Below are 25,673 nucleotides of genomic sequence, written 5' to 3' on the forward strand. Positions count from 1 at the left end.
GAGATCGCATCTACGGCGTCATCAAGGGAACGGCGACGAATCAGGACGGGAAGACGAACGGCATTACAGCGCCGAGCGCCCAGTCGCAGACGGCGCTCGAGGTGGGGCTCTATCGCCGCTTCGGCATCGACCCGGAGACCCTCTCCTACGTGGAGGCGCACGGGACAGGCACGAAGCTGGGAGACCCCATCGAGGTGAAGGCGCTGACGGACGCGTTCCGGGCGTTTACTCCGCGCACGCGCTTCTGCGCGCTCGGCTCGGTGAAGACGAATATTGGCCACACGTCGGCTGCCGCGGGGGTCGCGGGCCTCATCAAGGTCCTGCTGGCGCTCCGGCATCGGCAGCTCCCTCCGTCGCTCAACTTCGCGCAGGAGAACGGCCTCATCGGCTTCGAGGCCACGCCGTTCCGGGTCGTCACGGAGTTGTCCGACTGGGTGCCCGCTCCCGGCATGCTGAGGCGGGCGGCGATCAGCTCGTTCGGGTTCAGCGGCACCAACGCGCACCTCGTGGTGGAGGAGTACCCCAGCGCCTCGCCTTCTCGGTCCTCGGTCCCGGTGGGGCCGCAGGTGATGGTCCTGTCCGCTCGCGACACGGAGCGACTGAAGGTCCGCGCCCGGGAGCTCGCCGACTTCATCGCGGAGCAAGGGGCGCGGCTCTCACTAGACGCGGTGGCGTGGACGCTGCAATCGGGACGGACCGCCATGGAGGAGCGTCTGTCGTTCGTGGCGTCCTCCTTGCCGGAGGTCCGTGCGCGACTCCTGCGCTTCTTGGAGGGAGGAGCGGCGGTTGCTGGCGACGCGGGCTTCCACCACCGACGACTGACCGAGGGTTCGTCAGAAGCCGATTGGCTCCTGGAGGGCCGTGAGGGAGATCGGTACATGGAGGCGCTCCTCTCAGGTGGAGCGCTCGAGAAGGTGGCGAAGCTGTGGACGATGGGGGTTCGGCTGGACTGGTCGCGCCTGCACGATCAGGCAGCCCACCGGCCCGAGGTCGTCTCCCTGCCCACGTATCCGTTCGCACGGGAGCGCTGCTGGTTCCGTGCCTCCGAAGGCGCCGGGACCGCCGCCGTGGACGTGGGCACCGGGTCCGCGCTCCTTCAGGTCGACCTCGCGCGAGGGCTCGAGGAGGGTGGGGTCGTCTTCAAGGCCCGAGTCCTGGCGCAAGACGTGCTCGTGAGCCAGCACCAGGTGCATGGCCGTCCGGTGTTTCCCGGCACGGCCTGGTTGGAGCTGGCGACGGAGGGAGCGCGGTTGTTGGGGGGCGCACGGCGCCTCGGGCTCGCCAACATCGCGTTCCTGCAACCGCTGTTCGTGAGTGAGGACCGAGACCTCGAAGTCGTGGCAACGAAGCAGGGCGGCACATACCGGCTCGTGCTGCGGAGCCGCGACGTCGATGGCACGCAGCTCACCCATGCGTCCGGTGACCTCGTTCCCGACGAGGAGGGCGGACCCGCCAGCCGGCTCGTGCTCTCCGAGCTCAGGGCGCGCTGCCAGCAGCCCGTGGCGGTGGAGGCGCTCCATGCGCGGGCGCAGGCACTGGGCTTGTTCTATGGGCCGCGCTTCCGAGGACTCAAGGCGTGCTGGGCCGGTCAAGAGGAGGCGCTCGTCGACCTGGAGCTCCCGCCCGAGACAGCGAATGAGCTGGCGAGACGGCCGCTGCACCCCATCCTCCTGGATTGTGTGCTGCGGTCAGTCCTGGTGCTCGGCCTGGGCGGAGTGGCGCGGGAGCAGACCTCGGCGCTCGTCCCCTTCACCATCGGCGCGGCGCGGCTCCTGAAGCCGTTACCCTCCAAGGGGTTCGCGCATGCGCGACGCAAGGGGCCGGGCGCAGCGTCCTACCAGGTCGTCCTGCTGGACGAAGCCGGCGACACCCGGGCCGTGTTCGACGAGGTGGTGCTGAGGCCGCTGGCGGACCACCTCGAGGGCTTCTTGTTCGCCCCTCGCTGGCTGGAGCGGGCGCGCCCGGACACGGGCGGGGATGCGCCCTCCGTGAGAGCGCGTACCGGAGTCGTCCTGTTCCGGCCCCACGACGCTGAAGAGCAGGCGCTGGCCGCGGAGCTCGTCGCGGAGCACGCTCGTCGTGGTGAGGACGTGCGGAGCATTCCGCTGCGCGATGACCAGGTGCCCGGCGAGCTCTGGGATGCTCACCGCTCCGTCGCGCCGGGGGTGATCTACTTCCTGTCCGCGGGAGGAGGGGAGCGACAGGCTCGTTCTCAGGGGCTGGCCCCGCTTCGTGACGTGCGCGCGGCCCAGGAACAGCAGCTCCACATGTTGTTCCGTCTGGTGAAGTCCCTCGTGTCGCAGGGGTTCTCCGCGCGTTCGCTCGAGCTCAAGGTGGTGACTCGGGATGCGCACCGTGCGCTGGGAGACGAGAAGGTCCGGCCCATGGCCTCGGCGGTCAGCGGCTTCGTGCGCTCCCTGTCGCGCGAGTTCCTCCGCTGGAACGTCGTCTGCGTGGACGTGGGCGCCCAGGAGCCCGCGAGTCCCACGATGGCGCGGGCCCTCATCGACGAGCAGGCGCGGGCGCACGAGGCCGAGGTCGCGCTTCGCGAAGGGCGGCGCTACGAGCAGGTGCTGGAGCGGCTCGTCCTTCCTCCTGCTCCCGGTGCCGCGCCGTTCAAACAGCGTGGGGTGTACTTCATCGTGGGAGGGCTGGGCGGACTCGGCTTCGAGTTGAGCAAGAGCCTGGCGGAGACCGTGCGCGCCCGGTTGGTGCTCGTGGGCCGTCGCCCCGCTGACGTGAGGATGCAGGAGCAGCTTCGCCAGTTGGAGGGGCTCGGAGCCGAGGTGCTCTACCTGGCGGCGGACGTGAGCGACCTCGCGCAGATGCAGGACGCGCACGGGCAGGCGCGGGCTCGCTTTGGCGCCGTCGACGGAGTCGTTCACTCCGCCATCGTCCTCAAGGACGCCATCCTCGCGAACATGACCGAGCCGGTCCTCGAGGAGGTGCTCGGGCCCAAGGTGGCTGGCACCGTGGCGCTGTTTGAGGTGTTCCGGGGCGCACCGCTGGACTTCATGTTGTTCTTCTCTTCCGCCGAGTCCTTCATCTGTGAGGCGGGGCAGAGCAACTACGCAGCGGCGTCACGGTTCGAGGACGGCCAGGCAGCCCTGTCTCGGCGCGACGCCAGCTTCCCCGTGGTCGTCATCAACTGGGGCTACTGGGGGAGCGTCGGCATCGTCGCCACCGAGCGCTACCGGAGTGAGCTCGCGAAGCGCGGTGTGCGTTCCATCGAGCCCGCGGAGGGGTTGGAGATCATCCGCCGTGTCCTCGCGCAGCGTGAGCGCCTGGGCCAGGTGGTGGTCCTCAAGGGAGACCTGTCCCTGCTCGGCACCCTGCACCTCCATGCCGCCGGACGCCAGGAGCTGCTCCCAGCGAACAGCGAGGCAATCCCCCTGGACCCGCTGCCGGTGGTCTCCGCAGACCCGAGGAGGTTGCGTGACCTGGAGGGCGCGTTCGAGCGACTCGAGGTGTTGAGCCAGGACCTCTTGCTGGGGACCTTTCAGCGGATGGGCGTGTTCCACCGCGCCGGTGAGCGGACCACGCTCTCCGAGCTGACTGCGCGGCTGGAGGTCGTGGACACTCACCAGCGGCTGCTCCAGGCATTGCTGGGCATGCTGGAGCGGGGGCGACTCCTCCAGCGGGAGGGGCGCTCGTTCATCACCACCTCGCGCGTGGAGGCCGCGAGCGCGGGAGCCTCCGAGCAGGCGCGGTTCGTCCAGGAGTTCCCGGAGCTGGAGCCGCATGTCCGGCTGCTGCGGACGTGCGTCCAGGCGTATCCGGAGGTGCTCTCCGGGCGCATCGACTCCACGGAGGTGATGTTCCCCGGGGGCTCGACGTCACTCGTGGAGGGGGTCTACCGCGGCTCGGCGCTCTCGGATTACTTCAATCACCTGTCCGCCGAGGCCGTGCGAAACCAGGTCGAGCGCCGACTCGCGCTCGATGCCTCCGCCACGGTGACGGTGCTCGAGGTGGGCGCTGGAACGGGAGGCACGAGCGAGTTCGTGCTCTCGCGACTGAAGGGCCTGGGCGGCCGGGTGAAGTACCTCTACACCGATATCTCCCAGGCCTTCGTCCGGCATGGAGCCGCGAGGTACGGCGCGCAGCATCCCTTCGCCGAGTTCGTGACCTTCGACGTGGAGACCCCGGTGGATCGGCAGTCTGTTTCCCCCGGGAGTGTCGACATCGTCCTGGGCGCGAACGTGTTGCACGCGACCCGCGACATCCGCCGCACCGTGGCGAACCTCAAGCGGTTGCTCAAGGCCCGGGGGCTCCTGCTGGTGAGCGACACCACGGCCGTGCAGGGCTACGTCACGATGACGTTCGGGCTGATGAAGGGGTGGTGGCGCTTCGACGACCCGGCGGCTCGACTCGAAGGCTCACCCCTCCTTGATGCGGGGCAGTGGCTGCGGGTGCTCCAGGGCGGCGGCTTCCATCCGGTGCGCGCGCTCGGCTCTCCCGTGGCGGGCGGCCCCGAGCTGTCGCGACAGTGTCTGCTGCTCGCCGTCAGCGACGGGCTCACCCAGGTCGATGGTGACGCGGTGGCGATGCGGGCACCTCCACGCCCCGAGTCCCCGACCCCGTCGCCCCGGACGCAGCCCTCCGTCGCCGCGCCTGGCGCAATCCAGGCGCGAGTCCTCGACTACGTCCGGAGGGTCTTCTCCGAGGTCCTCGGCATCGCGAAGGAGCGCCTGCCGGAGGATGCCCCGCTGGAGCGGTTCGGCGTCGACTCCCTGGTGAACCTGAAGATCGTCCGGCGCTTCGAGGACGACCTGGGCCAGCAGCCGTCCACGTTGCTGTTCGAGAACATGACGCTCCTGAAGCTGACGGAGCACTTCGTCGCCGTGCACCCCGAGGCGCTCGGAAGGCTGTTCGGGGCCGAGGAGCGCCCCGCCGAGCAGAGGGCACCCCTCGCGCCACCGCCGCTTGACGCGGAGCCTCGGTCGCGGCCCCGCGCTTCGTCGCCGCTCGAGAGCGCGGAGGGCGATGTCGCCATCATTGGGTGCAGCGGTCGCTACCCCCAGGCCGAGAACGTGGAGGCCTTCTGGGAGAACCTGCGGGAGGGGCGCGACTGCATCGGGCCCGTGCCCTCGGAGCGGTGGAATCCGGAGGAGCAGGGGCGTGACGTCTACAGCCGTCATGGCGGCTTCATCACCGATGCGGACAAGTTCGACTACGGCTTCTTCAACATGGTGCCGGAGGACGCGAACGCGTTGGATCCGCAAGCCCGCCTCTTCCTGGAGACGGCCTGGCAGGCGCTCGAGGACGGGGGCCAGGGGCCCAGGGCGCTGGAGGCCATCGAGCGTCGGGTGGGCATCTTCGTCGGCGCGATGAACCATGACTACGAGCTGTTCAGCGGGGAGGTCCATGGGAAGGGCGGCTTCACTCGCGCGCACGCCTCGCCCTGGGCCATCGCCAACCGCGTCTCATACCACCTGGACCTGCACGGCCCCAGCCTGATGGTCGACACCGCGTGCTCCTCATCGCTGACGGCGCTGCACCTCGCGGTGGAGAGCCTGAGGCGAGGTGAGTGCCGCCTGGCCATCGCGGGGGGCGTCAATCTCATCCTGCACCCGTTGCACTACAAGCGGCTCTGCGGCGTGAACATGCTCTCCCGCGGCGACCGCAACAAGACGTTCGGAGAGGGCGCGGATGGCTTTGTCGACGGTGAGGGCGTGGGCGCGGTGCTGCTCAAGCCCCTGCGTGAGGCCATCCGGGACCAGGACTTCATCTACGCGGTCATCAAGGCCACGGCGGTCAACTCCGGAGGAAAGACAAGCGGCTTCACGGTCCCCAACCTGAATGCGCAGGCGGAGGTGGTCGCCACGGCGCTCCAGCGCTCCGGCGTCCCGGCGCACACCATCTCTTACGTGGAGGCGCACGGCACCGGGACGGCGCTGGGGGACCCGATTGAAGTGGCTGCGCTCACCAAGGCCTTCCGGACTCAGACGTCCGACGTGGGCTTCTGCGCCCTGGGCTCGGTCAAGTCGAACATCGGGCACTTGGAGTCGGCGGCGGGCATCGCGGGTCTCACGAAGGTCATCCTTCAACTCAAGGAGCGCACGCTCGTGCCCACGCTGCACGCGGACGTCCCGAACCCGAAGATTGCCTTCGACGGCTCGCCCTTCCGAGTCCAGCAGCGGCTCGCGCCGTGGGTGCTCCCGAGCAACGCCGGGCCCTCGGCGAAGCGACGCGCGGGGCTCAGCTCGTTTGGCGCGGGAGGGGCCAACGCGCACGTCATCCTGGAGGAGTACGTCGGCGACGCGGCGGCTCGCGAGGGAAGGCAAGAGGTCCCCCTGGCCGAGGGCGTGTTTGTCCTTTCCGCGAAGCGCCCGGAGGGGCTCAAGGCGTCAGCGGCCCGGATGCGGGCCTTCCTCCGTCGGAGGAGTGGTCGGCTCTCGCTCGCGGAGGTGCTGTACACGCTGCAAGTGGGCCGCAGAGAGCTGCCCGAGCGTCTGGCTGTCGTTGTCACGTCCGTTGACGCGCTGATCGAAAAACTGGATGCCTTCTGCGAAGGACGCGCCGCTCAGGGCGTGTTCGAGGGCACCGCGTCCGAAGAGAAGCGGGGTCAGGAGTCAACGCGGGGCCTCGAGCCGCGCGAGGTGGCCCGCCGCTGGGTGGAGGGGGTGACGTTCGATTGGGACTCGCTCTACCCGACCCGGCCGCATCGCGTCCCACTGCCGACGTATGCCTTCGAGAAGCGGCGTTGTTGGTTCACGGGAGAGGACGCCAGGCCCCAGGTTCAGACAGGGGCACCTCCGGTGACCGCGCCGTCCGTCCTCCAGACCATCGTCGAACCACCGTCGACGATTCAGGGGCAGATCATCCAGATTGTCGCCGCGGTGATGAAGCGGCAGCTCTCCGAGTTCGATGTGCTGAAGTCACTTCAGGACCAGGGGGTGGACCACCTGGACATGATGACCATCATCCTGCGCCTCAAGGCGCTCTTCGGTCCGGCCTTCGAGCCCATGACGGTCGTCTCGGGGAAGAGCGTCGCCGAGATCGCCTCGGCCATCCGCGCGTTCGAGTCGCCCCGCGAGGAGGCTCCCAAGGCCGGCGCCCCTGACTCCACGGAGGGCCTGGACTCGGATGCCCGGCTTCGAGTGGCTCCCCGAGTGCGGGCGGCCGCCGCCAGGATTCTCAAGGTCGACGAGTCCGAGGTCGACATGAACGTGGACATCAGTGAGTACGGCCTGGACTCCATCAACGTCATGTTCATGGTGGCGAAGCTCAGGGAGGACTTTGGCGTCCAACTCGAGCCGGGCGACGTCGTCGCGCACCGGACACTCGCATCCCTCGCCGAGTACGTGGCCCGCCTCCAGGCGCCAGTCCCAGAGACGGTTGTTAATGGCGCGGCTGAAAATGAGTGGTGTGCCTGAAGTCAGACCACAACGGAATCAGTGGTTGGACCGCGAGGTGTTCTAGTATGGATTCTGGCAATGACCACCGCTTCGACCCGGTTCGTGGGGAGCCGCCATGACGAAAGCCCTTTCAACTTCTTCGACCCGTCCGCAGCAACTCTTGACGCGCATCCTGGAAGAGCCAGAGCTGGTCAGCATCGTCCAGAGCCTGGAGGCCCCCGTGCTCTCCAAGCTCATCGACCACATCGGGCTGGAGGACTCGGGCGAGCTCGTCGCGCTGGCGACGACGGAGCAGCTCAAGCAGATCTTCGATGAAGACCTCTGGAAGAGTCAGAAGCCGGGCAAGGACGCGACGTTCGACGCCGAGCGGTTTGGTCTCTGGCTCCAGGTGATGATGGAAGCCGGGGTGGAGTTCACGGCGCAAAAGCTGACGGAGCTGGACGAGGACCTCGTCACCCTGGCGCTCTGCAAACATGTCCTGGTCATCAACATCGACGAGCTCGCCGAGCGGATGTCGGGCAACAGTCGGTCGGACGATGATGACTTGACGGACAAGGCGCTGGAGAGCTGTCTGTATGAGGAGTTCGCGGAGTATCAAGTCATCGCGAAGGACCATCAGAGCTGGGATGCCATCGTCGCCGTGCTCATCGAGCTGGATAAGAACAGTCATGACTTCATGACGAGGATGCTTGATCGCTGTTGCTATGCCTCGACCGAGTACATCGAGGACAACGGCGGTCTGCACAACGTGCTCAGCAGCGAGGACATGCTGGAGTCCGACGTGGCCGCCGAGCGGGAGGACCGTCGCGAGCAGGAGGGCTACGTGGCGCCTTCGTCGGCGGCGAGCTTCCTGAACCTCGCGCGGGTGACGCCCACGGAGCAGCTCGCCGCGTCTCAGTCACGCGACCACATCACCCAATCGTACTTCCGCGCGGTCGAGGCGCCTCGCCGCGGTGGTCCGAAGAAGGACGCCCAGGCTTTGCCTCAGGGGGCGCCCGGGCAGATGGCGCAGTCGGAGAAGGTCGTGCGCTTCCTTCAGGAGCTGCGCGAGGCGGAGGTGCTCGAGGAGCCGCGCCAGCACCCGCTGCTCGCGGCGGGAGCGCGGCAGGAGGTGCGCGCCGAGCCGTTGATCAAGCATGCCATCGCGGCGGTCCGTGAGAGGAATCTGACGGCCTATCTGGAGCGACTGAAAGAGCTGAGCTACCTGGCCAACGTGCTCATGTCGGGGTGCAGCTTGGGTGGTCGTGTCTTCCGGCCGCTAGAGGCCGCGGATGCAGCCGTGGCTGTGTGCAACCTGGGACTCGAGCGGCTCCTGCGGGAGGAGGCGGTGGGCTCGGCGGAGTCCGAGGTGACTGTCGCGCAGGCCGCGGAGTTGCTGGAGCGCCAGGAGCTGGTGAAGCTGTTCCAGGTGGGCTGGAGCCTCTTGCACCAGGACGTCCTGCTGTTCACGGCGCGCTCCCTCCAGGACCTGCTGACGCGGATGGCGAGTGGTCTTCGCGATGCACAGAAGGTCAAGGAGCTGACGCGGATGGCGGCCACGTTGAAGGCAGACATCAACGCGGGAAAGCCCTGGCAGTCGCGTAGTCGGCTGGACGGGTTGGGGCTCATCCTGGACCGCTCGACGCTCCTGTCCTTCAAGGCGTTGCTGAGTGAGTATCCCTTCCTTCCGCGTGCCATCGCGGATGGTTCGGTTGATACGACGAAGCGAGAGGCCCGGTTCATCTTCACGGCGAAGCACCTTCAGGCCGTGCAGGACTACTTGAAGGGGTTGGGCAAGGAGCCGGCGAGCCCGTCGCGAGGGCGCCCCGCCGCGCCAGCACCGGCGAAGGAGAGTCCGCCTCCCGAGAAGGACGGCCGTCGTCGATGAGCGCTGAGACGGTCTTCCTCTGCGGCGGGCAGGGCTCCCAGTTCTTCGGAATGGGGCAGCCTCTCCATGCTGACCATCCCGTGTTTCGAGCGGAGCTCCGCGCGCTCGATGAAGTCGCGCGGGAGCTGCTCGGACGGTCCGTGGTGGACGCCGTCTACAGTGCGCAGCGGCGGGTGACGGAGCCGCTCGACGACCTGCTGCTCAGTCACCCCGCGATCCTGATGGTGGAGGTCGCCTTGGCGAGGACGCTGGCCGCCCAGGGCATCCGCCCGAGCTTCGTGGTGGGGGCGAGCCTGGGAGAGCTGGCCGCCCTCGTCATCGCGGGAGCCGTCTCCGCGGAGGACGCGCTGCGGGCATGCATCACCCAGGCGCGGAGCCTTCTCGCCCGGTGCGCAGAGGGCGGGATGGTGGCCATCCTGGACGATGTCGCGGCGTTCCACCGCGAGGCGTGGCTGCATGAAGGAACCTGGCTCGCGGCCGTGAACTTCGCGCGGCACTTCGTCGTGTCGGGGCCCTCCTGGCGCTGCGAGGAGATTGACAGGCGCTGCAAGGAGAAGGGCGTGCTGTGCCAGAGGTTGCCGGTGCGTCGGGCGTTCCACTCGCCGATGATCGACGCCTCCGAGGGAGATGTCCTGCGTGCGATGGGCGCGGTTCCCCTGGGTCGTCTCCAGGTCCCCGTCTACTCCGCCACGCAGGCGGGATGGATGAGCGAGGTCTCGCCGCGCTATTTCTGGCAGGTGTTGCGTGAGCCGATCCGCTTCGTGGAGGCGCTGGGGGCGGTGGAGCAGCTCAGGCCGGGCACGGTGGTGGACCTGAGCCCTGGCGGGACGCTCGGGACGTTCCTCAATCACCACGGTGCGGGCCGTGAGGGGAAACGCCTTGCATGCTTTCCCATCATGACGCCGTTTCGGGCGGACCTGGCGACCCTCGCGAAGCTCAGTGAGCACCACCGCGCTCGCGAGACCAGGGCCGTCTGACGTGAGCGACCCGCGATAGCTTGTCCGCCCCGGTGCCTCGCCCAGGGGCGCGTGTGAAGCTGTTCTGCTTCTCGTGCGCCGGACCAGGAGTCTCGTCGTCCGTACCGGGCTTGAGGCCTGCGCTGGGATGTCGGCCTGAACATACCACTGCGGAGGTATGGGCAGGATTCCGCGCCTGGGCTACTGGTGGCACTTCAAGCGAAGGCGCGTACACAGCGAATAGGAGGCAAGGCATGCGCATCGTGGCTTTCAGCGACTGGCGCTCGCAGCCTATGGTCGACATCGACTGGGCCCTTGATTCCATCGATGAAAAGCCGGACCTCATTGTCTATGCCGGTGATGACACGCGCCGATTTGGAGAGGTCCCCTTCGAGCAGATCCTGGCGGATGAGATCGAAGGGGCTCAGGGGACGGTCCTCCCTGCGATTCTGCCCGCCGCTCGCCGGCCGGCTCCCTTTGTCATCGGCAGCAGAGGGGGGTGGTCGACGCTGGCGGTGAGACTGCGCGAGGCGGCGGGTGCTCCTCTTGAGACAGTGAATCGCGTCGTGCTGTCGGCGCTCCGGCGCAGGGATTCGGACCCTGCCTCCTGGGGACCGCCGACTCCCGCGGAACGGCTCTGCCGTCTCCTGGGCGACCCAGCGACTGTTGGGGCGCTTCGGGAAGCACTGGCCCGCGAGTGTTCGCTCACCCAGGTGACCCGCGGGTCTCATCGCTACGCTGTCTTCTCTCTCCGCCCGGGGCAGCAAGAGGCACGCCCCAACGAATTCGAACGACTGGCTCGCCGCGCATCCAAGGGGCTGGCGGGTGTCATCGGTAATGATTGTGCTCCGTGGCACCGGCACATCTTCCGTGCTCCTGGAGTACGGGATCTGCATCGTCGGCCGCTGCGCCTCGGCCGCTTCGGCATCATCGGGCTGGAGGCCTCGCCAGGTCCCATGGGCATCGTGACCTATACGGAGAAGGATGCAACGCGGCACCTGCGGGAGCAGGCAGAGCGCTTCCCAGCGGCGACGCCGCTCATCATCGTCAGTCACGCACCGCCTCATGGTGTGCTTGATCTGGCGCTGCGGTTCGGAGTGGGTCGGATCGGTAGCCGGGCGCTTCGGGCCTTCATCAAAAGGCATGATGTACGCCTCGTCATCTGTGGCCACGCGCATCTGGGCGGGGGACAGCTCGCGCGGCTCGGCGACTGCTGGGTCGTCAATGCCTCGAACCATGATGGTCCTGATGATCCTGGGCGCGTCGCGGTCATCGATATCGAAGGCGGAGCCGTTCAACGTGTGGAGTGGGTTCTGCCTCACACCCTGAAGGTGACCGCACTGGTTCAATGCGGCCCCAAGCGCACCCAGTTCCTTGATCAGGCTGGCATCCTGACGCGAAAAGACGTCCTGGACGTGTCGGACGAGCACCTCGCACAGGCTGCCCGGGCTCCCTTGAAGATCGCACAGCTGTGGCAGACTCATGCGCGGGCGCTCCAGCAGAAGCGCTTCCTGCCGTGCTCCTGGCCCTTCCAACCCAAGTCCTACCCACGCAACGCCATCTACTACGACATCGAGACCCTGCCGCTCTTCATGGGGGAGCAGGTCTGGCTCATCGGTGTGCTCATGCCCGGCACCCGCCGGGTTGTGCAGTTCCTGGCGAAGCGGCCCGGTGAGGAGCGCGCCATCCTGACGCGATTCATGGAACTCATCGAGTCCGAGCCGGCCGCCACACTCGTCTGCTACAGCGGAAACGGGTTTGATCACAGGTACATCGCCGACAGGCTGCAGCGGAAGTTGCCTTCTCATGCGGCCCGCTTCGAGGCTCGCGAGAAGATCGATCTGCTCAACTACCTCCGGCAGCAGGTGGTACCGCCCTCCGCTGGCTTCAAATTGAAAGCGGTGGCCCAGGCGGCCGGCATCCCGATGCGTCACCCTTCCCTCGGGATTCTTCTGGCCGCGGAGTACTTGGAGAGCATCCAGCGGCGTCGGGCATGGCCGGGATCCAAGTGGCGGATCGCGCTCCAATACAACGAGGATGACGTGCTCGCGATGCCCCGGCTGTTGCAGCGCGTCTACTTGGACCTCATGAGTGATGATGGCCAGCCCGGCACGGACGATTCGCTGCGCGCCCTGGATTTCTATCGAGCCCAGTCATTGCGAGGACTTGCTCAGGCTTTGGCCGAGTGGGGGCCAAGCTGGGCGACCATGCCGTCTCCTGCCACGACAGAGGCAGGCCGTGAAGACGCGTCGGTCCAGCTCCGGTAGCCTTCTTCACGGGGTCCGCTCGCTGTGTGGCGGCGCGCTCGGAGTCCTCAGTAGAGGCCCCGAGCGTGTCCATCGCGGCCAGGGCCTGTCGCTGGACAACCGATTACGCGCACGTTGGGAGGATTTGTGCAGAGGCCTGCACACGAGCTCGGCCTCCACGTGGCCGCGTGCGACGCCTCCCCTGGAAACTCCTTGGAGCAGGGGACTGGTCTCTTGGTTGCACTGTCGCGTGCACATGAAAATCTCCACGATTCGCAACTTGCTGACGCGGTCCCTGGTGCTCTCGCTGCTGTTCCTCGTCCCGGGTCTCGCGCTCGCGGCCACGGATGACCCGCCGCCAGGGGAGACAGCCCTTCCGGCCACGGAGCCGAGCAAGTTGACCCCGGTGACAGACCCGCCGTCCGAGTCACGGGTGCGCGAGGTGCTGCATACGAGCGCGCGCATCGCGGTGGAAATCGGAGCCATGTCGGTGACAGGCCTGGCCATGGGATTTCCCGGGCTCATCGTCGCCGGTGCGGCAAGTGGGCCCCCCGGGGAATCGGTGGAGGCATCGACGAGGCGTTCGCTGGCTATTTCCTGGGAGCCGCGGTGGGCGTGCCCATTGGCACCATGTGGGGCGCGCGCCTCCTGGGTGGAAAGGGGACGTGGACTGGAACGCTCCTCGGAGCGGGGTCGGCAGTGGGGACTGGCGCCTTGACGGCGCTGCTTCTGGCGGATGAGGGAGACCGTCTTTTCTTCGCCTCTACCGCCGCCCTGGCGGGCTCCATCCTGGGTTCCTTCATCGGGTATGAGTTGTCTCATGCCGCCAACAGCGCGCCCCCGAATCCGTCGGAGGTCAGCGTGCTTCCGTCGGTGGCGGTGTCTCAGGGTGGAATGATGTTGGGGCTGGGTGGCCGCTTTTGAGCGCATGACGTGACGACCCGTCGCTTGATGCGTCGCCTGGCTTGAGCGCTTCTTCCCATGCCGGGGCAGGGCAGTGTCCCTAGGTTGAAAGGCAATGAACGACCGCTGGAAGCGCGATGCAATGTTGCTCAAGCTTGGGGCTCACGGCCTCGACGGAGTTGTTGATCGCTGTGACCACGAGATGCGCGGCCCGTACGAGCTGCCTCCTGGGCCCGAGGGCTTCTCCTTTTCGCTCTACCAGTCCATCGGTGTCGCGTTGCAGGCTGGACATCGGCTGGAGCTCCTGGAGAACGGCTCCGTGTTCGACCGCATGCAGGCAGACATCCGCTCGGCGCGGGAGAGCGTCCACATGCTCGTCTACCTCTGGCGGCCCTGCGACGTGTCCGACCGCATCGTGGAGGCGCTCGTTGAGCGTGCTCGCGAGGGCGTTGCCTGCCGCGTGGTGGTGGACCCGGTGGGCAGCGAAGTCGTCTCCGGAGACCGGGACTTCGACCAGAAGGTAGGGAGGGTGCTCTCCGAGGCCGGCGTGGAGGTCCACTACTACCGGATGCTGGCGGCCAATGCGGTGGGCCGGCTGCTGGGACGCACGCACCAGAAGCTCGTCATCATCGACGGGCGTATCGCCTACACCGGAGGCTTCGGCATCTGGGATGCCTGGGACGGCGACGGCCTTTCGCCCGAGCAGTGGCGAGACGCGAGCGTCCGTGTCGAAGGCCCCTGCGCGTGTGAGATGCAGCTCTCCTTTTCCCGCTACTGGCAGGAGTCGGGCGGAGGCTTGTTGCCACCGAGTTGCTTTCCCGAGCTGGAACAAGAGGGGCGCGCCAAGGCGTGCTTCGTGGAGAGCTCGGGCAAGCTGGGCATCACCGATGCGGAGCGCATGGTGCGCATGGTCATCGCCGCCGCCCGTGAGCGGCTGTGGATCGCCAACGCGTACTTCTCCCCGCCCGACGAAATCTTGAAGCAGCTCGAGGAGAAGTGTCGGCAGGGCGTGGAGATACGCATCCTGGGGCCCGGCCCCATTCATGACGTGAAGTTCTTTCGCGCCTCGCAGCGCTCCACGTATGAGCGCCTGTTGGAGGCGGGAGTGCGTGTCTACGAGTACCAGCCGTCAATGATACACGCGAAGACGATGCTCGTGGATGACTGGCTCGCCGTGGTGGGCTCCTCCAACCTGGACTCGCTGTCGCTCAACAAGATGGGTGAGGGCTCGCTCGTCATGAACGATGCGCGGTTTGTCCGCGAGCTGGGGCGGTGCTGGGCCAAGGACTTGACTGTCTCCAGGGAAATCTCCCTGGAGAAGGGTGGCCGCACCAACCCCTGGCGGCGGCTGGCCCGCAAGGCCACGCAGTTGGTGGGGCACACCCGGTAGCCCGCTCGCTGCGCCAGCGGTGCAATGCCGGGCTGACTCGCGCCTCGCCTTGGCGGTGGTCATCACCAGACGGGACAGCGCCTTCAGCGCGTCGCCGGGCGCGTTGTCTTTCGTCGCGCCGTCTTCTGGGTCGGTGGCGCTGTCTTCTTGGCACGTGGTGCCGCCTTCTGGGCCGAAGGTACTGCCTTCCTGGCGGGTGGCGCCGCCTTCTTGACCGGAGGTTCTGTCTTGGTTGGCGGTCGCGCATTCGCGGCGCGGGCAGCCGCCATGACCGAGGCCCCTCGCTTGATGCGTGCGGCGCGCTCCGAGTCCGCGGCGGAAGCCCCCAGTGTGCCCATCGCGGCCAGTGCCTCACGCGTCGGTGCATGCTTGTGACAGAGCACCACGAGGTTGGCGGCGCGCAGTACGCGAGGGGTGAAGATGGGGGGGCTGCCCAACTTGGGCAGCAGGCCGAGCAGCACCGGCACGTCGTCGAGCTTCGACTGCCAGGATTCGGCGCGCGAGCTCTTCGCGATGTGCGTGACCTCGCGGCCGATGTACGCGGCCGCGAGCTCCGCGAACCATGGCGAGACAGGCTTCTTCACGAGGTCCGTGAGGGCCGTGGCGAGGCGGCGGCTCTTGCTGAGCACCTTCCAGGCCTTCTCCTCAGCGGGAGTGATGTTGGATGAAGGCACCACCGCGACCAGGGAGGCCTCGAGGTCGTCGGCGAGCAACACGTCCTCCGCGTCGTCCTCGACGCGTTTCTCCCAGGTGGAGATGGAGCGCCGCACGAAGGCCGCGTCGTTGGCGAACTCGCTGTGGGCGCCATGCTCCTCGATGTCGCCCCGCAAGCCCCGGAGCGTGCGAAGCACCACGCGTGAAATGGCGGCATCCTCTTCTTGCTTCAGGAGCGCCGTGCCTTCACGGACGAGGCCGCGTGGGTCGAGCTTACGGGCACGCTCGGCGAAGTCCCGCACGGCGGGGGAGGACTCCGCCGCGGCGGCGCCCTTGCGCAGAGAGACGACGAACCCTCGGAGAGCATTCTCGGTGACGTACATGCCTCATCCTGTACCGGGAACCGAGCACGTGGTGACCCGAACGAGCCAATCAGACGAATCAGGTGCGGCCGGCTCGTGGTGTTGCGGCATGGATGGGGATGGGAGTCCAATCCTCTGACGCGGCGTCAGGGCCTGGCGCTGGACAACCGACTACGCGCATGTTGGGAGGATTTGTGCAGAGACCTGCACACGAGCTCGGCCTCCGCGTGGTCGCGTGCGACGCCTCCCCTGGGAACTCCTTGGAGCAGGGGACTGGTCTCTTGGTTGCATTGTCGCGTGCACATGAAAATCTTCACGATTCGCAACCTGTTGACGCGGCCCCTGGTGCTCTCGCTGCTGTTCCTCGTCCCGGGCCTCGCGCTCGCGGCCACGGATGACCCGCCGCCAGGGGAAACGGCCCTTCCGGCCACGGAGCCGAGCAAATTGACCCCGGTGACAGACCCGTCGTCCGAGTCACGGGTGCGCGAGGTACTGCATACGAGCGCGCGCATCGCGGTGGAAATTGGAGCCATGTCGGTGACAGGCCTGGCCATGGGATTTCCCGGGCTCATCGTCGCCGGTGTGGCAAGTGACCCCCCCCGGGGAATCGGTGGAGGCATCGACGAGGCGTTCTCTGGCTATTTCCTGGGAGCCGCGGTGGGCGTGCCCATTGGCACCATGTGGGGCGCGCACCTCCTGGGTGGAAAGGGGACGTGGACTGGAACGCTCCTTGGAGCGGGGTCGGCAGCGGGGACTGGCGCCTTGACGGCGCTGCTTCTGGCGGACGAGGGAGACCGTCTTTTCTTTGCCTCTACCGCCGCCCTGGCGGGCTCCATCCTGGGCTCCTTCATTGGGTATGAGTTGTCTCATGCCGCCAACAGTGCGACTCCAGCCCCGTCGGAGGTCAGCGTGCTTCCGTCGGTGGCGGTGTCTCAGGGTGGCATGGTGTTGGGGCTGGGTGGCCGCTTTTGAGCGCATGACGTGACGAGTCGCCGCTCGTGATTCAACGCGGCATCGGGCCCTCATCGGAGCTCGTGCCGCGGTGCAGTGCGTTGGTTTGGTGTGTGTAGGTGTGGCCTTCGGTGAATGGGGCGGGGGAGTCATCTGACGAGGCAGAACAGCGGACCTGGGCGACCTGCTATCCTTTGAGACGTTGCAGCCGTGAGCGAGTGCGAAGTCCCTGTCACACCTACCTGGGAGGGTACGATGCTCGGTTCCGCGAAGAAGGTCGTTCAGGTGTTGCTTGCCGTTGTCACGGGGGCGGCTGTGTCGTTCGGCGCCACGCTGGCGGTCGCAGCGCCAGCGGAGCCGCTGTCCTATTGTTCTGGCAACTGCGTCAATGAGTGCATCGAGGCTGGCTTCGCCTATGGTCGATGCTCTGGCGATGTCTGTGTTTGTTTTCCCTTCTCCTGAGCTTCTGGAGAGGGGCCTGATTGGGGACGCTCTGCCATCAACTCGGTGTGGCGGTAGGGCACGGGAATCGAACTCGCCAGAGACGTCTCTCAACGCCTCTCTTCAGTTTTGAAGACTGAGCCGGCCACCAGGTCCGGAGGCCCTACCACCGTCGATTAGTGCCGGCCCCTCCCGGCCCCGTCAACGCTCACCGTGCCGGCTTCAGCCCCGGAAGCCCGTGCACCAGCGTCTCTGTCAGCGTCTCCCTCAGCTCCTCTGCGGGCGTCTGGAGCGCCGCGCACGTCAGCTTCAAGCTCACGATGCCGTGCAGCCCCGCCCACGTGGTCTCCGCCAGCCGCGTCGGGTCCGCCGAGGCCGCAATCCTCCCCGCGGACCTCAGGTCCTCGAACACTCGGGCCAGCAAGCCAAAGGAACGCGGCCCCGCACCATCCGAGGCTGCCTGGAAGAGCTCGGTCGACAGCTTGGGGTCTTCCATGAAGATGAGTCGGTAGGTTTCCGGGTGCTCCAGCCCGAACCGTACATAGGCCGCGCTCATCACCGACAGCCGCTCCAACGGCTCCGTCACCGCCGCCCCCGGCTCCAGCGCCGCCAACAGCTCCCCAAAGCCCCGCACGCACAGCTCCCGGGCAATCGCCTCCCGGTTCTCGAAGTGCAGGTACAGCGTCGCGGGCGCGTACTCCACCGCCTCCGCCAGCTTGCGCATCGACAGCGCGCTGAACCCTTCCTTCACCACCATGTCCCGCGCCACCCGGAGGATCTGCTCGCGCAGCTCCGCCCGCTGCCGCTCCTTTCGCTCCGAAATCCCCATGCCTCAACCCTAGGCCTTGACGAATCGAACGGCCACCAGTAAATGAACGGCGTTCACAGAACGGTGTTCATAAAAATCTCGATGTTCGATACGGAGCGCATCATGGATGGCAAGGTGGCGTTGTTCGGAGCATCGGGAGTCATCGGCCAGAGCGTGGCCAACGCGCTGAAGGCACAGGGGCGGGCCTACCGGGTGGTGGGCCGCTCGAAGGCTTCCCTGGAGGCCGAGTTCGGCTCGGACCCGCTCGCGGAGGTCGTGACGTGGAACCCGGATGACCCGGCGTCGGTCCGCGCGGCGGCCCACGGCGTCGACACCCTGGTCTACATGGTCGGCGTCAACTACTGGCAGTTCCACCTGCACCCGCGGTTGATGCGCAAGACGCTCGACGGCGCCATCGCCGAGGGCGTCAAGCAGGTGGTCCTCATCGGCACCGTGTACCCGTACGGCCTGCCGCGCACGACGCCCGTGAAGGACGACCACCCGCGCGAGCCCCATTCCTTCAAGGGCCGCATGCGCAAGGAGCAGGAGGACCTCCTCCGGGCCGAGCACGCCGCCGGGAAGCTTCAGGGCACCATCCTCCGCCTCCCTGATTTCTACGGCCCCGGCGTCGAGCTCAGCTTCCTCTACCGTGCCTTCGTCGCCGCCGTGGATGGCAAGCGCGCGCAGCTCATTGGCCCCATCGACTCGCCGCACGAGTTCATCTTCGTGCCCGACGTGGGCCCCGTGGTGACGAAGCTGATGGATGAGCCCCGCGCCTACGGCCGCTCGTGGAACCTCGCCGGCGCGGGCGTGACGAGCCAGCGCAAGCTCGTCGAAGAAGTCTACCGACAGGTCGGCCGCCCCGCGAAGGTCATGGCGATGGGGAAGGGGATGATCCGCCTCGTCGGCCTCTTCGACCCGTTCATGCGCGAGCTGGTGGAGATGCACTACCTGCACACGCAGCCCGTGCTGATGGATGACTCGGAGCTGCGCCGCCTGCTCGGTGACGTGCCCAAGACACCCTACGCGGAGGGCATCCGCCAGACGCTCGCCGCCCTGAAGCAGCGGCGCTCGGCCGCCGCCGTCAGTCGAGCCCCCGCAGCCACAAGTCATCCTCGTCCAGCCCCATGAGGTGACCGACCTCGTGCATCACGGTGATTCCAATCTGCTCGATGAGCTCCGCGCGCGTCTTCGCGAAGCGCTCCAGGTTCTTCTGGTACAGCACGATGGACGCCGGGAAGTGGTCATACGCGTTCGTCACGCTGCGCTCGCCCACGGGCGTGCCCCGGAAGACGCCGAGGATGCTCGGTGACAGGGGAGGGGCCTGGCCCAAGAGGTCCTCCTCCGACGGCAGGTCCTCCACCGCGATGGTGACGTTGTCCAGGTACTGCTTGGCATGCTGGGGCAGGGCCTTCACCGCGTCCTCCACCGCGCGGTCGAACTCCGCCTCACCCAGCTCCACCGGCGGAGGGAACTCCTCGGCCGCCAGGGACTGGGCCTTGGCGAAGCGCTTCTTCGCCTCCTTCTCGTCCCCCCGCCGCTCCGCCATCAGCCCCAGGTAGTGGTGCGCCCACGCCTCGTCGGACGCGTCCTTCAGCACCGCCTCGAAGCCCGCGCGCGCGTCCTCGAAGCGGCACAGCTCGAACAGGGCGATGCCCCGCTCCAGCCGCGCATCCACCGAGCGAGGCATGTGCCCCAGCGCCGCATCCAGACTCACCAGGGCCTGCTCGGACTCGCCCATCTGGTTGAGTCCCATGCCTTCCAAGAGGAGGAACTCGTAGAGCAGCTCCACGTCGTCCTCGCGCTGGGCCAGGCGCTTGCCCCGAGCGCACAGGCCCAGGCCTTCCTCCACCGCCTCCCGGTCCTCTCCTGCCCGGCAGACCAGGCAGTCCGCGGCGCCCAGGAGGATCTCCAGGTCCTCCGGGGCGACCTTGAGGGCCTGGCCATAGGCCCGGCCGGCCTCCTCCAGCCGCCCCAGCTCCGCGAGCGCCGCGGCCCGGTAGTGCAGGGCCTCCGGCAGCTCCGGCGCGTCCGAAAGCAGACCTTCCACCTGTGCCAGCGCCGCCTCGATGTCGCCCGCCTCGAAGGCGTCCGACACCGCCTCCAGCCGCGCCGTCGGGTCCCCCGACCCCGCTCGCTTCCCGGTCCGCTTCTCCATGGCCCGGCTCATAAGAAGCCCCGCTGTGCGTTGTCAACGACGGGGACGGCTGTTACGTTCCGCCGCCCGTGCTGGTGCGGCGTTCCGTCCCGTGAACATCCTTGTCGTCGACGATGATCTGGAGCTGTGCACCTTGCTCTCTCGCTTCCTGGAGATGCATGGGTACACGGTGTACTCGGCGGCGGATGCGCTCCAGGCGCTCGACATCCTCGAGCGCAACCAGGTGGGCATGGTCATCACCGACTACATCATGCCCCACATGGACGGCATCGCCTTCACCGAGCAGCTGAAGGCCGACCCGCGCTTCCAGGCCATCCCGGTGCTCCTGATGACGGCCAGCATGGACGGGAACGTCACCGAGCGCGGCCTGCGCAAGGGCGTGGCCCTCACGCTGAACAAGCCCCTGGACATGGGCCAGTTGCTCACCCTGATGCGCTTCGCCGAGTAGCCCTCGCCGGGCCCCTCCCCAGCACGCGTCGGGCCGTCCGCTCGCCCACACGTCCGCCCTTCCTGGTTGACATCGTTGGGCTGACCCTTATGTTGGCGCTCGCCAGGGTCGAGTGCTAACGACCTGCGTAGTATCCACGAAAATTCCAAGTAACTTCAGGAGGTTGCGATGGCAGCGAAGGAGATTTTCTTCCACCAGTCCGCGCGTGAGGCCATCCTGCGAGGTGTCCGGACGTTGTCGGACGCTGTCGCGGTGACGCTCGGCCCCAAGGGCCGCAACGTGGTCATCGAGAAGAGCTTTGGTTCGCCCACGATCACCAAGGACGGCGTCACCGTCGCCAAGGAGATCGACCTGGAGAACCGGTTCGAGAACATGGGCGCGCAGATGGTGAAGGAGGTCGCGTCCAAGACCTCCGACAAGGCGGGCGACGGCACCACGACGGCGACCGTGCTGGCTCGGGCCATCTACGAGGAGGGCCTGAAGCTGGTGGCCGCGGGCCACAACCCGATGGACCTCAAGCGCGGCATCGACAAGGCGGTGGAGGTGGTGGTGGAGGAGCTGAAGAAGCTCTCCAAGCCGACCTCCGACAAGAAGGAGATTGCCCAGGTTGGAACCATCTCCGCCAACGGGGATGAGACCATCGGCACCATCATCGCGGACGCGATGGAGAAGGTGGGCAAGGAGGGCGTCATCACCGTCGAGGAGGCCAAGGGCCTGGAGACGACGCTCGAGGTGGTCGAGGGCATGCAGTTCGACCGCGGCTACATCTCGCCGTACTTCGTGACGAACCGTGACCGGATGGAGGTCGTCGCCGAGGACCCGTACATCCTCATCAGCGAGAAGAAGATCTCCTCGATGCAGGACATGGTCCCCATCCTGGAGCAGGTCGCGCGCTCGGGTAAGCCGCTGCTGCTCATCGCGGACGACATCGAGGGCGAGGCGCTGGCCACGCTCGTGGTGAACAAGATCCGCGGCGTGCTGAACGTGTCGGCGGTGAAGGCGCCGGGCTTCGGCGACCGTCGCAAGGAGATGCTCAAGGACATCGCCACGCTGACCGGCGGCATGGTGGTCAGCGAGGAGCTGGGTCACAAGTACGAGAACCTGACCCTCAACGACCTGGGCCGCGCCAAGCGCATCACGGTGGACAAGGACAACACCACCATCATCGATGGCAACGGCAAGAAGGAGGAGATCGACGGGCGCATCAAGCTGATCCGCACCCAGATCGACACCGTCACCAGCGATTACGACCGCGAGAAGCTCCAGGAGCGTCTGGCGAAGCTGGTGGGCGGCGTGGCCGTCATCAACGTCGGCGCGGCCACCGAGACGGAGATGAAGGAGAAGAAGGCCCGCGTGGAGGACGCGCTGCACGCGACCCGCGCGGCCGTCGAGGAGGGCATCGTCCCGGGCGGCGGTGTTGCCTACCTGCGCACGCTGCCGGCGCTCGAGCAGCTCAAGCCGGGCGGCGAGCAGAACTTCGGCGTGGACATCATCCGTCGCGCGCTCCAGGAGCCGCTGCGGAAGATCGCCAGCAACGCGGGCGTCGAGGGCGCCGTGGTCATCAACAAGGTTCGCGAGGGCAAGGGCGCGTTCGGCTACAACGCGCGCACTGACACCTACGAGGACCTGGAGAAGGCCGGCGTCATCGACCCGACCAAGGTGGAGCGCACCGCGCTGCAGAACGCGGCCTCCGTCGCCTCGCTGCTGCTGACGACCGAGGCCATGGTCGCCGAGCGCCCGAAGGGCAAGTCCAAGGGCGGCGGCAGCGGTGGCGGCAGCAGCATGCCGGACTACGGCGGCGACGACATGGAGTACTGAGCCACGCTCCGCGTCCCGGGCTTCACGGCTCGGGATGCGGTGGGTGAGCTGGCCTCGGCCCCGGATGCCTCTCTACGAGGCGCCGGGGCCGTTGTCTTTGGCGGGGCAGGGGACTTCAGGGCACGCGGCCTACGGTGCCCCCGGTGCCGCTCTCCTGGGACGTGAAGAGCAGGGTGTTGCCGTCCACGAGGAGGCCACCCGGGCCGGTGCCCTCGGGGCCTACCGCGTCGGAGGTGCCGGGCGGACAGCCTCGGGTGCGGCGCAGGAAGGCCGAGGACCTGGCCACGGCGTCCTTGAAGTAGACGGCGCCGTTCAGCTCCACTGGGAACAGAGGCCCTTGCAGGCCCTCCGCGAGCACGCGGGCCTCGCCTCCGGCGCGCGGCAGCTTGAGCAGCCGGCCCGTGCCTCCGCCTCCTTCGGTGATGAGGAAGTGCGTGGGCGTGAGCTCCAGGGAGGTGCCCGTGGTGATGCTCGCGTCCACTCGTTGCGCGGGCGTGTCGAGGTCCAGGGGGACACGGTAGAGGCCCGGCTCGGTGCCCCCCGTGACGAGGAACCACACGTCGGTGCCGTCGATGCGCGCGCTTCGGACCTGGGTGTCGACGGTGCCCTCGAAGAGGACGAGGGACGAAGGTGAGGCCCCTGTCGTGTCGACACGCACGAGCCGCCGGGCCCCGGTCGCCACGACGACGACGTCCTTGCCGGACAGCCGCCCCAGGCGGACGTCGGTGCCGCCGGTGATGACGCCGTTCAGCGAGGCCTCGATGGGCACGGTGCCGCGCTCCCCCGTGGCCTTGTCCACGCGCCACAGCCCGCCCTGGTCCAGCACGTAGACGTTCTTCGAGTCCACAGCGATGGCGTCCGGCGAGCGGAAGCCCTTGGCGACCGAGCTCACCGCTCCATCCGCGCGAGACACCCGCAGCACCTGTCCATCGCCGTCATCGGCCTGGGGCCGCAGCGAGTGCGACTCGGAGATGTAGAGGTCCGTCGCGTCCACGGCGAGCCGCCGGGGGTTGTTCAGGCCGGGGACGAGCACGGACTCGCGCACGGACGGAGGTGGCTCGCAGCTCCCCGCGTCCTCCTCACCGGGCCCCGCGTCCGAGCCCGTGCCACCGTCACCAGTGTCCACGCCTCCGTCTGGCTGCATCCCCGCGTCCGAGCCCGAGTCCACCGGGCCGCTCGCGTCCGGTTCGCCCTGCACCGGGGGCTTGTCCGAGGAACACGCCACACCCAGCAGCAGGACGGACAGGAGCGCGAGCCTCATGGGACGCCTTTCTTGAATGCGCGGCTCAGCTCACGGCTCAGCGCCGTGGTGTCGGACAGCAACTTGGGCAGGCAGGCCGTGGCGCCCGCGCGCAGCGACTCCAGCGCGGTCTCCATGGTGAGGTGCTCGGCCAGCACGACGAAAGGCGCGCCCTGGGCCAGGGCCTTGCCCAACTCCAGCGCCTTGCGCCCGTAGGCCGGCGCGAAGTCCCAGCTCACCACCACGCCCGCGGGCGGCGCCAGCGCGATGAGCTCCGAGGTGGGCAGCACGCGGGCCTCCAGGCCAATCAACTCCAGCGCCTCGGCGATCTGCGCGGCCGTGGTGGGGTTGTCCTCCAGGACGTCCACGCGCGTCACATGGGCCACCGCGCCGGGCTGCGTGGGAGGCGCCGCCAGCGTGGAGCGCAGCAGGGCGCGCACCTCGCGGATGTCGTCGAAGGGCTTGAGCAGGTAGTCCACCACGCCCAGCTCCAGCGCCTGCTGCGTCGTCACCAGCGAGGGATAGCCCGTCATCAGGATGACCCGCGATGCGGCCGACAGGCGGCGCGCCTGTTGGGCCAGCTCCAGCCCGGACAGGCCCGGCAGGTTCTTGTCCGTGACGATGAGGTCCACGGGCGACTCCCGCAGCAGGTCCAACGCCTCCTCGCCGCTGGCCGCCTCGATGACCTCGCACTCCTTGCCCATCAAGTCCCTGAACACCATCCGGATGATGGTCTCGTCGTCCACCACCAGCAGGCGCTTGCGCGGTCCGGGCGCGGAGTCCGAGGCGGGGAAGAGCACCCGGAACACCGTGGCCGGCGGCGGCACGTCCCGCAGCGCGCCCAGCGGCGCCAGGTCGATGCGCGCGTTGTGCTCCTGGGCGATTCGCCGACACACGGCGAGCCCCAGGCCCGTGCCACGTTTGCTCGCGGTGACGTACGGCTCGAAGATGCGCTCGCGCAGCTCGTCGGGGATGCCCGGGCCCCAGTCCGCCACGTACAGCACGGGCGCCGAGCCCTCGCGCGTGAGCACCACCTTCACCCGGCCGCGTCCCGACATGGCGTCGCGCGCGTTGTTGAGCAGGTTCAGGGTGAGCTGCTCGATGAGGCGCGAGTTGCCCTGCACCGAGATGTCCTCCGGGGCCTCCACCTCCAGGGAGATGCGCGCGGAGTCCGGGTTGATGCTGAAGAGCTTCGCCGCGGCCCAGATGGGCGCCGCCAGGGCCAGGCGCTGCTGGGGCGCGTGGCGCTCGCTGGCGAGCCGGATGAAGTCGGAGACGATCTGCTCCATCCGCTCCACCTGGGACATCAACAGGCGCAGGGGGCCGGTGGGGCCGCCGTCCTCGGCGAGAATCTGGGCGTAGGCCTTCACGCCGAGCAGGGGCTGGCGCAGCTCGTGGAGCACCTCCGCGGCGAGCTGGGTGGCGTGGAGGCCAGAGCGCTGGAGCGCCGCCGCGGCCGTGCGCGCGGCTGGCAGGTCCCCCGCGTCCAGGGCCTGGAGCAGTTGGGCGAGCGGCGCGGGAATCTCCATGTCGGGAAGCATGACGGAGGCGGCCCATCCCACGCAACGCGCCAGGAGGGAATCCGTTGACCGGCCCGCCGGGGACGCGGATGCTCCACGCGTTCTTCCCGCGCCGCCCAGCCCCCCTGGACGTCGCCGCCCGGCCTCGGAGGGCCTTTCATGCCGCAGACCGACCCGTTCCACTCCCTCGTGCCTCGGAAGATGACCGACTCCGAGCTGGCCCGCTCCATCCGGCTCAACATCGAGGCGGAACTGGACGCCATCAACCTCTACGCCGCCCACATCGACGCCACCGACAACGAGGAGGCCAAGGCCGTCCTCCGCCACGTCATGGACGAGGAGCGTGAGCACGCCGCCCTTTTCTGGCAGCTCATCTCCCGGTTGGACCCCGAGCAGGCCCAGCACGCGCAAGAGGCGGTGGAGAAGTTCAAGCTCATCATCTCCGGAGCCCCCCACGAGTCGGTGGAGGCCGTGGGCAAGGAGGGCGCCAGCGCCGAGGCGGTGGACCCTGGCCTCGTCAAGCGCCTCACCGTCGGGAGCATGCGCCCCTGAG

General features: G+C 67.9%; 16 protein-coding genes, 1 tRNA gene and 1 pseudogene. 12 read left to right on the top strand and 6 right to left on the bottom strand.

Going from position 1 to position 25,673, the window contains the following annotated elements:
• Positions 1-23 precede the first annotated feature (23 nt).
• The 6 genes and pseudogenes from ACN469_RS13195 to ACN469_RS13220 all read left to right on the top strand — a co-directional run.
• A pseudogene (locus ACN469_RS13195) lies at positions 24-7,376 on the top strand (SDR family NAD(P)-dependent oxidoreductase); the annotation flags it as partial.
• Between the two features lie 97 nt (positions 7,377-7,473).
• Positions 7,474-9,225, top strand: a complete 1,752-nt coding sequence (locus ACN469_RS13200; protein WP_498767722.1) for a DUF6178 family protein — start codon at positions 7,474-7,476, stop codon at positions 9,223-9,225.
• A complete protein-coding gene (locus tag ACN469_RS13205; protein ID WP_498767724.1) occupies positions 9,222-10,202 on the top strand; it encodes an acyltransferase domain-containing protein in 981 nt (326 codons plus the stop codon). Before ACN469_RS13200 ends, ACN469_RS13205 begins: the two co-directional genes overlap by 4 nt.
• A 233-nt stretch (positions 10,203-10,435) precedes the next feature.
• Positions 10,436-12,448 (top strand): ribonuclease H-like domain-containing protein, encoded by a 2,013-nt coding sequence (locus tag ACN469_RS13210; RefSeq protein WP_498767726.1) that lies wholly within the window; start codon positions 10,436-10,438, stop codon positions 12,446-12,448.
• Between the two features lie 693 nt (positions 12,449-13,141).
• Positions 13,142-13,351 (top strand): hypothetical protein, encoded by a 210-nt coding sequence (locus tag ACN469_RS13215; protein WP_498767728.1) that lies wholly within the window; start codon positions 13,142-13,144, stop codon positions 13,349-13,351.
• A gap of 121 nt (positions 13,352-13,472) precedes the next feature.
• The gene (locus ACN469_RS13220; RefSeq protein WP_498767730.1) at positions 13,473-14,720 is read left to right on the top strand and encodes a phospholipase D-like domain-containing protein; all 1,248 of its coding nucleotides are present in this window, start codon (positions 13,473-13,475) and stop codon (positions 14,718-14,720) included.
• Positions 14,721-14,803: 83 nt separating this feature from the next.
• On the opposite strand, the gene ACN469_RS13225 is transcribed toward ACN469_RS13220, so the two are convergent.
• Positions 14,804-15,757, bottom strand: a complete 954-nt coding sequence (locus ACN469_RS13225) for a hypothetical protein (protein WP_498767732.1) — start codon at positions 15,755-15,757, stop codon at positions 14,804-14,806.
• A 282-nt stretch (positions 15,758-16,039) separates the two neighbouring features.
• Here ACN469_RS13225 and ACN469_RS13230 point away from each other — a divergent pair, with 282 nt between their 5' ends.
• Positions 16,040-16,708: a hypothetical protein gene (locus tag ACN469_RS13230; RefSeq protein ID WP_498767734.1), complete on the top strand. Its 669-nt coding sequence runs from the start codon at positions 16,040-16,042 to the stop codon at positions 16,706-16,708.
• 234 nt (positions 16,709-16,942) lie between these two features.
• Positions 16,943-17,149 carry a hypothetical protein gene (locus tag ACN469_RS13235; RefSeq protein ID WP_498767736.1) on the top strand — a complete coding sequence of 69 codons (207 nt, stop codon included), beginning with the start codon at positions 16,943-16,945 and terminating at the stop codon, positions 17,147-17,149.
• Positions 17,150-17,197: 48 nt separating this feature from the next.
• On the opposite strand, the gene ACN469_RS13240 is transcribed toward ACN469_RS13235, so the two are convergent.
• Positions 17,198-17,296 (bottom strand) — tRNA-Sec (locus ACN469_RS13240).
• Positions 17,297-17,336: 40 nt separating this feature from the next.
• Complete coding sequence (locus ACN469_RS13245) at positions 17,337-17,957, bottom strand: TetR/AcrR family transcriptional regulator (protein WP_498767738.1); 621 nt, start codon at positions 17,955-17,957, stop codon at positions 17,337-17,339.
• Positions 17,958-18,038: 81 nt separating this feature from the next.
• Here ACN469_RS13245 and ACN469_RS13250 point away from each other — a divergent pair, with 81 nt between their 5' ends.
• Entirely contained in the window at positions 18,039-19,067 is a 1,029-nt protein-coding gene (locus tag ACN469_RS13250) for an NAD-dependent epimerase/dehydratase family protein (RefSeq protein ID WP_498767740.1), read from the top strand.
• On the opposite strand, the gene ACN469_RS13255 is transcribed toward ACN469_RS13250, so the two are convergent.
• Entirely contained in the window at positions 19,021-20,094 is a 1,074-nt protein-coding gene (locus tag ACN469_RS13255) for a metallopeptidase family protein (protein ID WP_498767742.1), read from the bottom strand. The genes ACN469_RS13250 and ACN469_RS13255 overlap by 47 nt on opposite strands.
• A gap of 91 nt (positions 20,095-20,185) precedes the next feature.
• Between ACN469_RS13255 and ACN469_RS13260 the strand changes: the two genes are divergently transcribed.
• Entirely contained in the window at positions 20,186-20,542 is a 357-nt protein-coding gene (locus tag ACN469_RS13260; RefSeq protein WP_498767744.1) for a response regulator, read from the top strand.
• 168 nt (positions 20,543-20,710) lie between these two features.
• Positions 20,711-22,360 carry a chaperonin GroEL gene (gene groL, locus ACN469_RS13265; RefSeq protein WP_498767746.1) on the top strand — a complete coding sequence of 550 codons (1,650 nt, stop codon included), beginning with the start codon at positions 20,711-20,713 and terminating at the stop codon, positions 22,358-22,360.
• A 115-nt stretch (positions 22,361-22,475) separates the two neighbouring features.
• Here the strand turns inward: groL and sinM are convergent, their stop codons facing one another.
• On the bottom strand, positions 22,476-23,621 hold the full coding sequence (gene sinM, locus ACN469_RS13270) for a signal integration modulator SinM (RefSeq protein WP_498767748.1): 1,146 nt from the start codon (positions 23,619-23,621) through the stop codon (positions 22,476-22,478).
• Positions 23,618-25,129, bottom strand: coding sequence for a hybrid histidine protein kinase/response regulator SinK (gene sinK, locus ACN469_RS13275; protein WP_498767889.1), 1,512 nt, complete (start codon positions 25,127-25,129; stop codon positions 23,618-23,620). The genes sinM and sinK overlap by 4 nt, the downstream gene beginning before the upstream one ends.
• A gap of 150 nt (positions 25,130-25,279) precedes the next feature.
• On the opposite strand from sinK, the gene ACN469_RS13280 reads away from it, so the two are divergent.
• Positions 25,280-25,672 carry a demethoxyubiquinone hydroxylase family protein gene (locus tag ACN469_RS13280; RefSeq protein WP_498767750.1) on the top strand — a complete coding sequence of 131 codons (393 nt, stop codon included), beginning with the start codon at positions 25,280-25,282 and terminating at the stop codon, positions 25,670-25,672.
• Position 25,673 lies beyond the last annotated feature (1 nt).

The organism is Corallococcus terminator (genome assembly GCF_049194865.1).
Taxonomy (GTDB): Bacteria; Myxococcota; Myxococcia; order Myxococcales; family Myxococcaceae; genus Myxococcus; species Myxococcus terminator_A.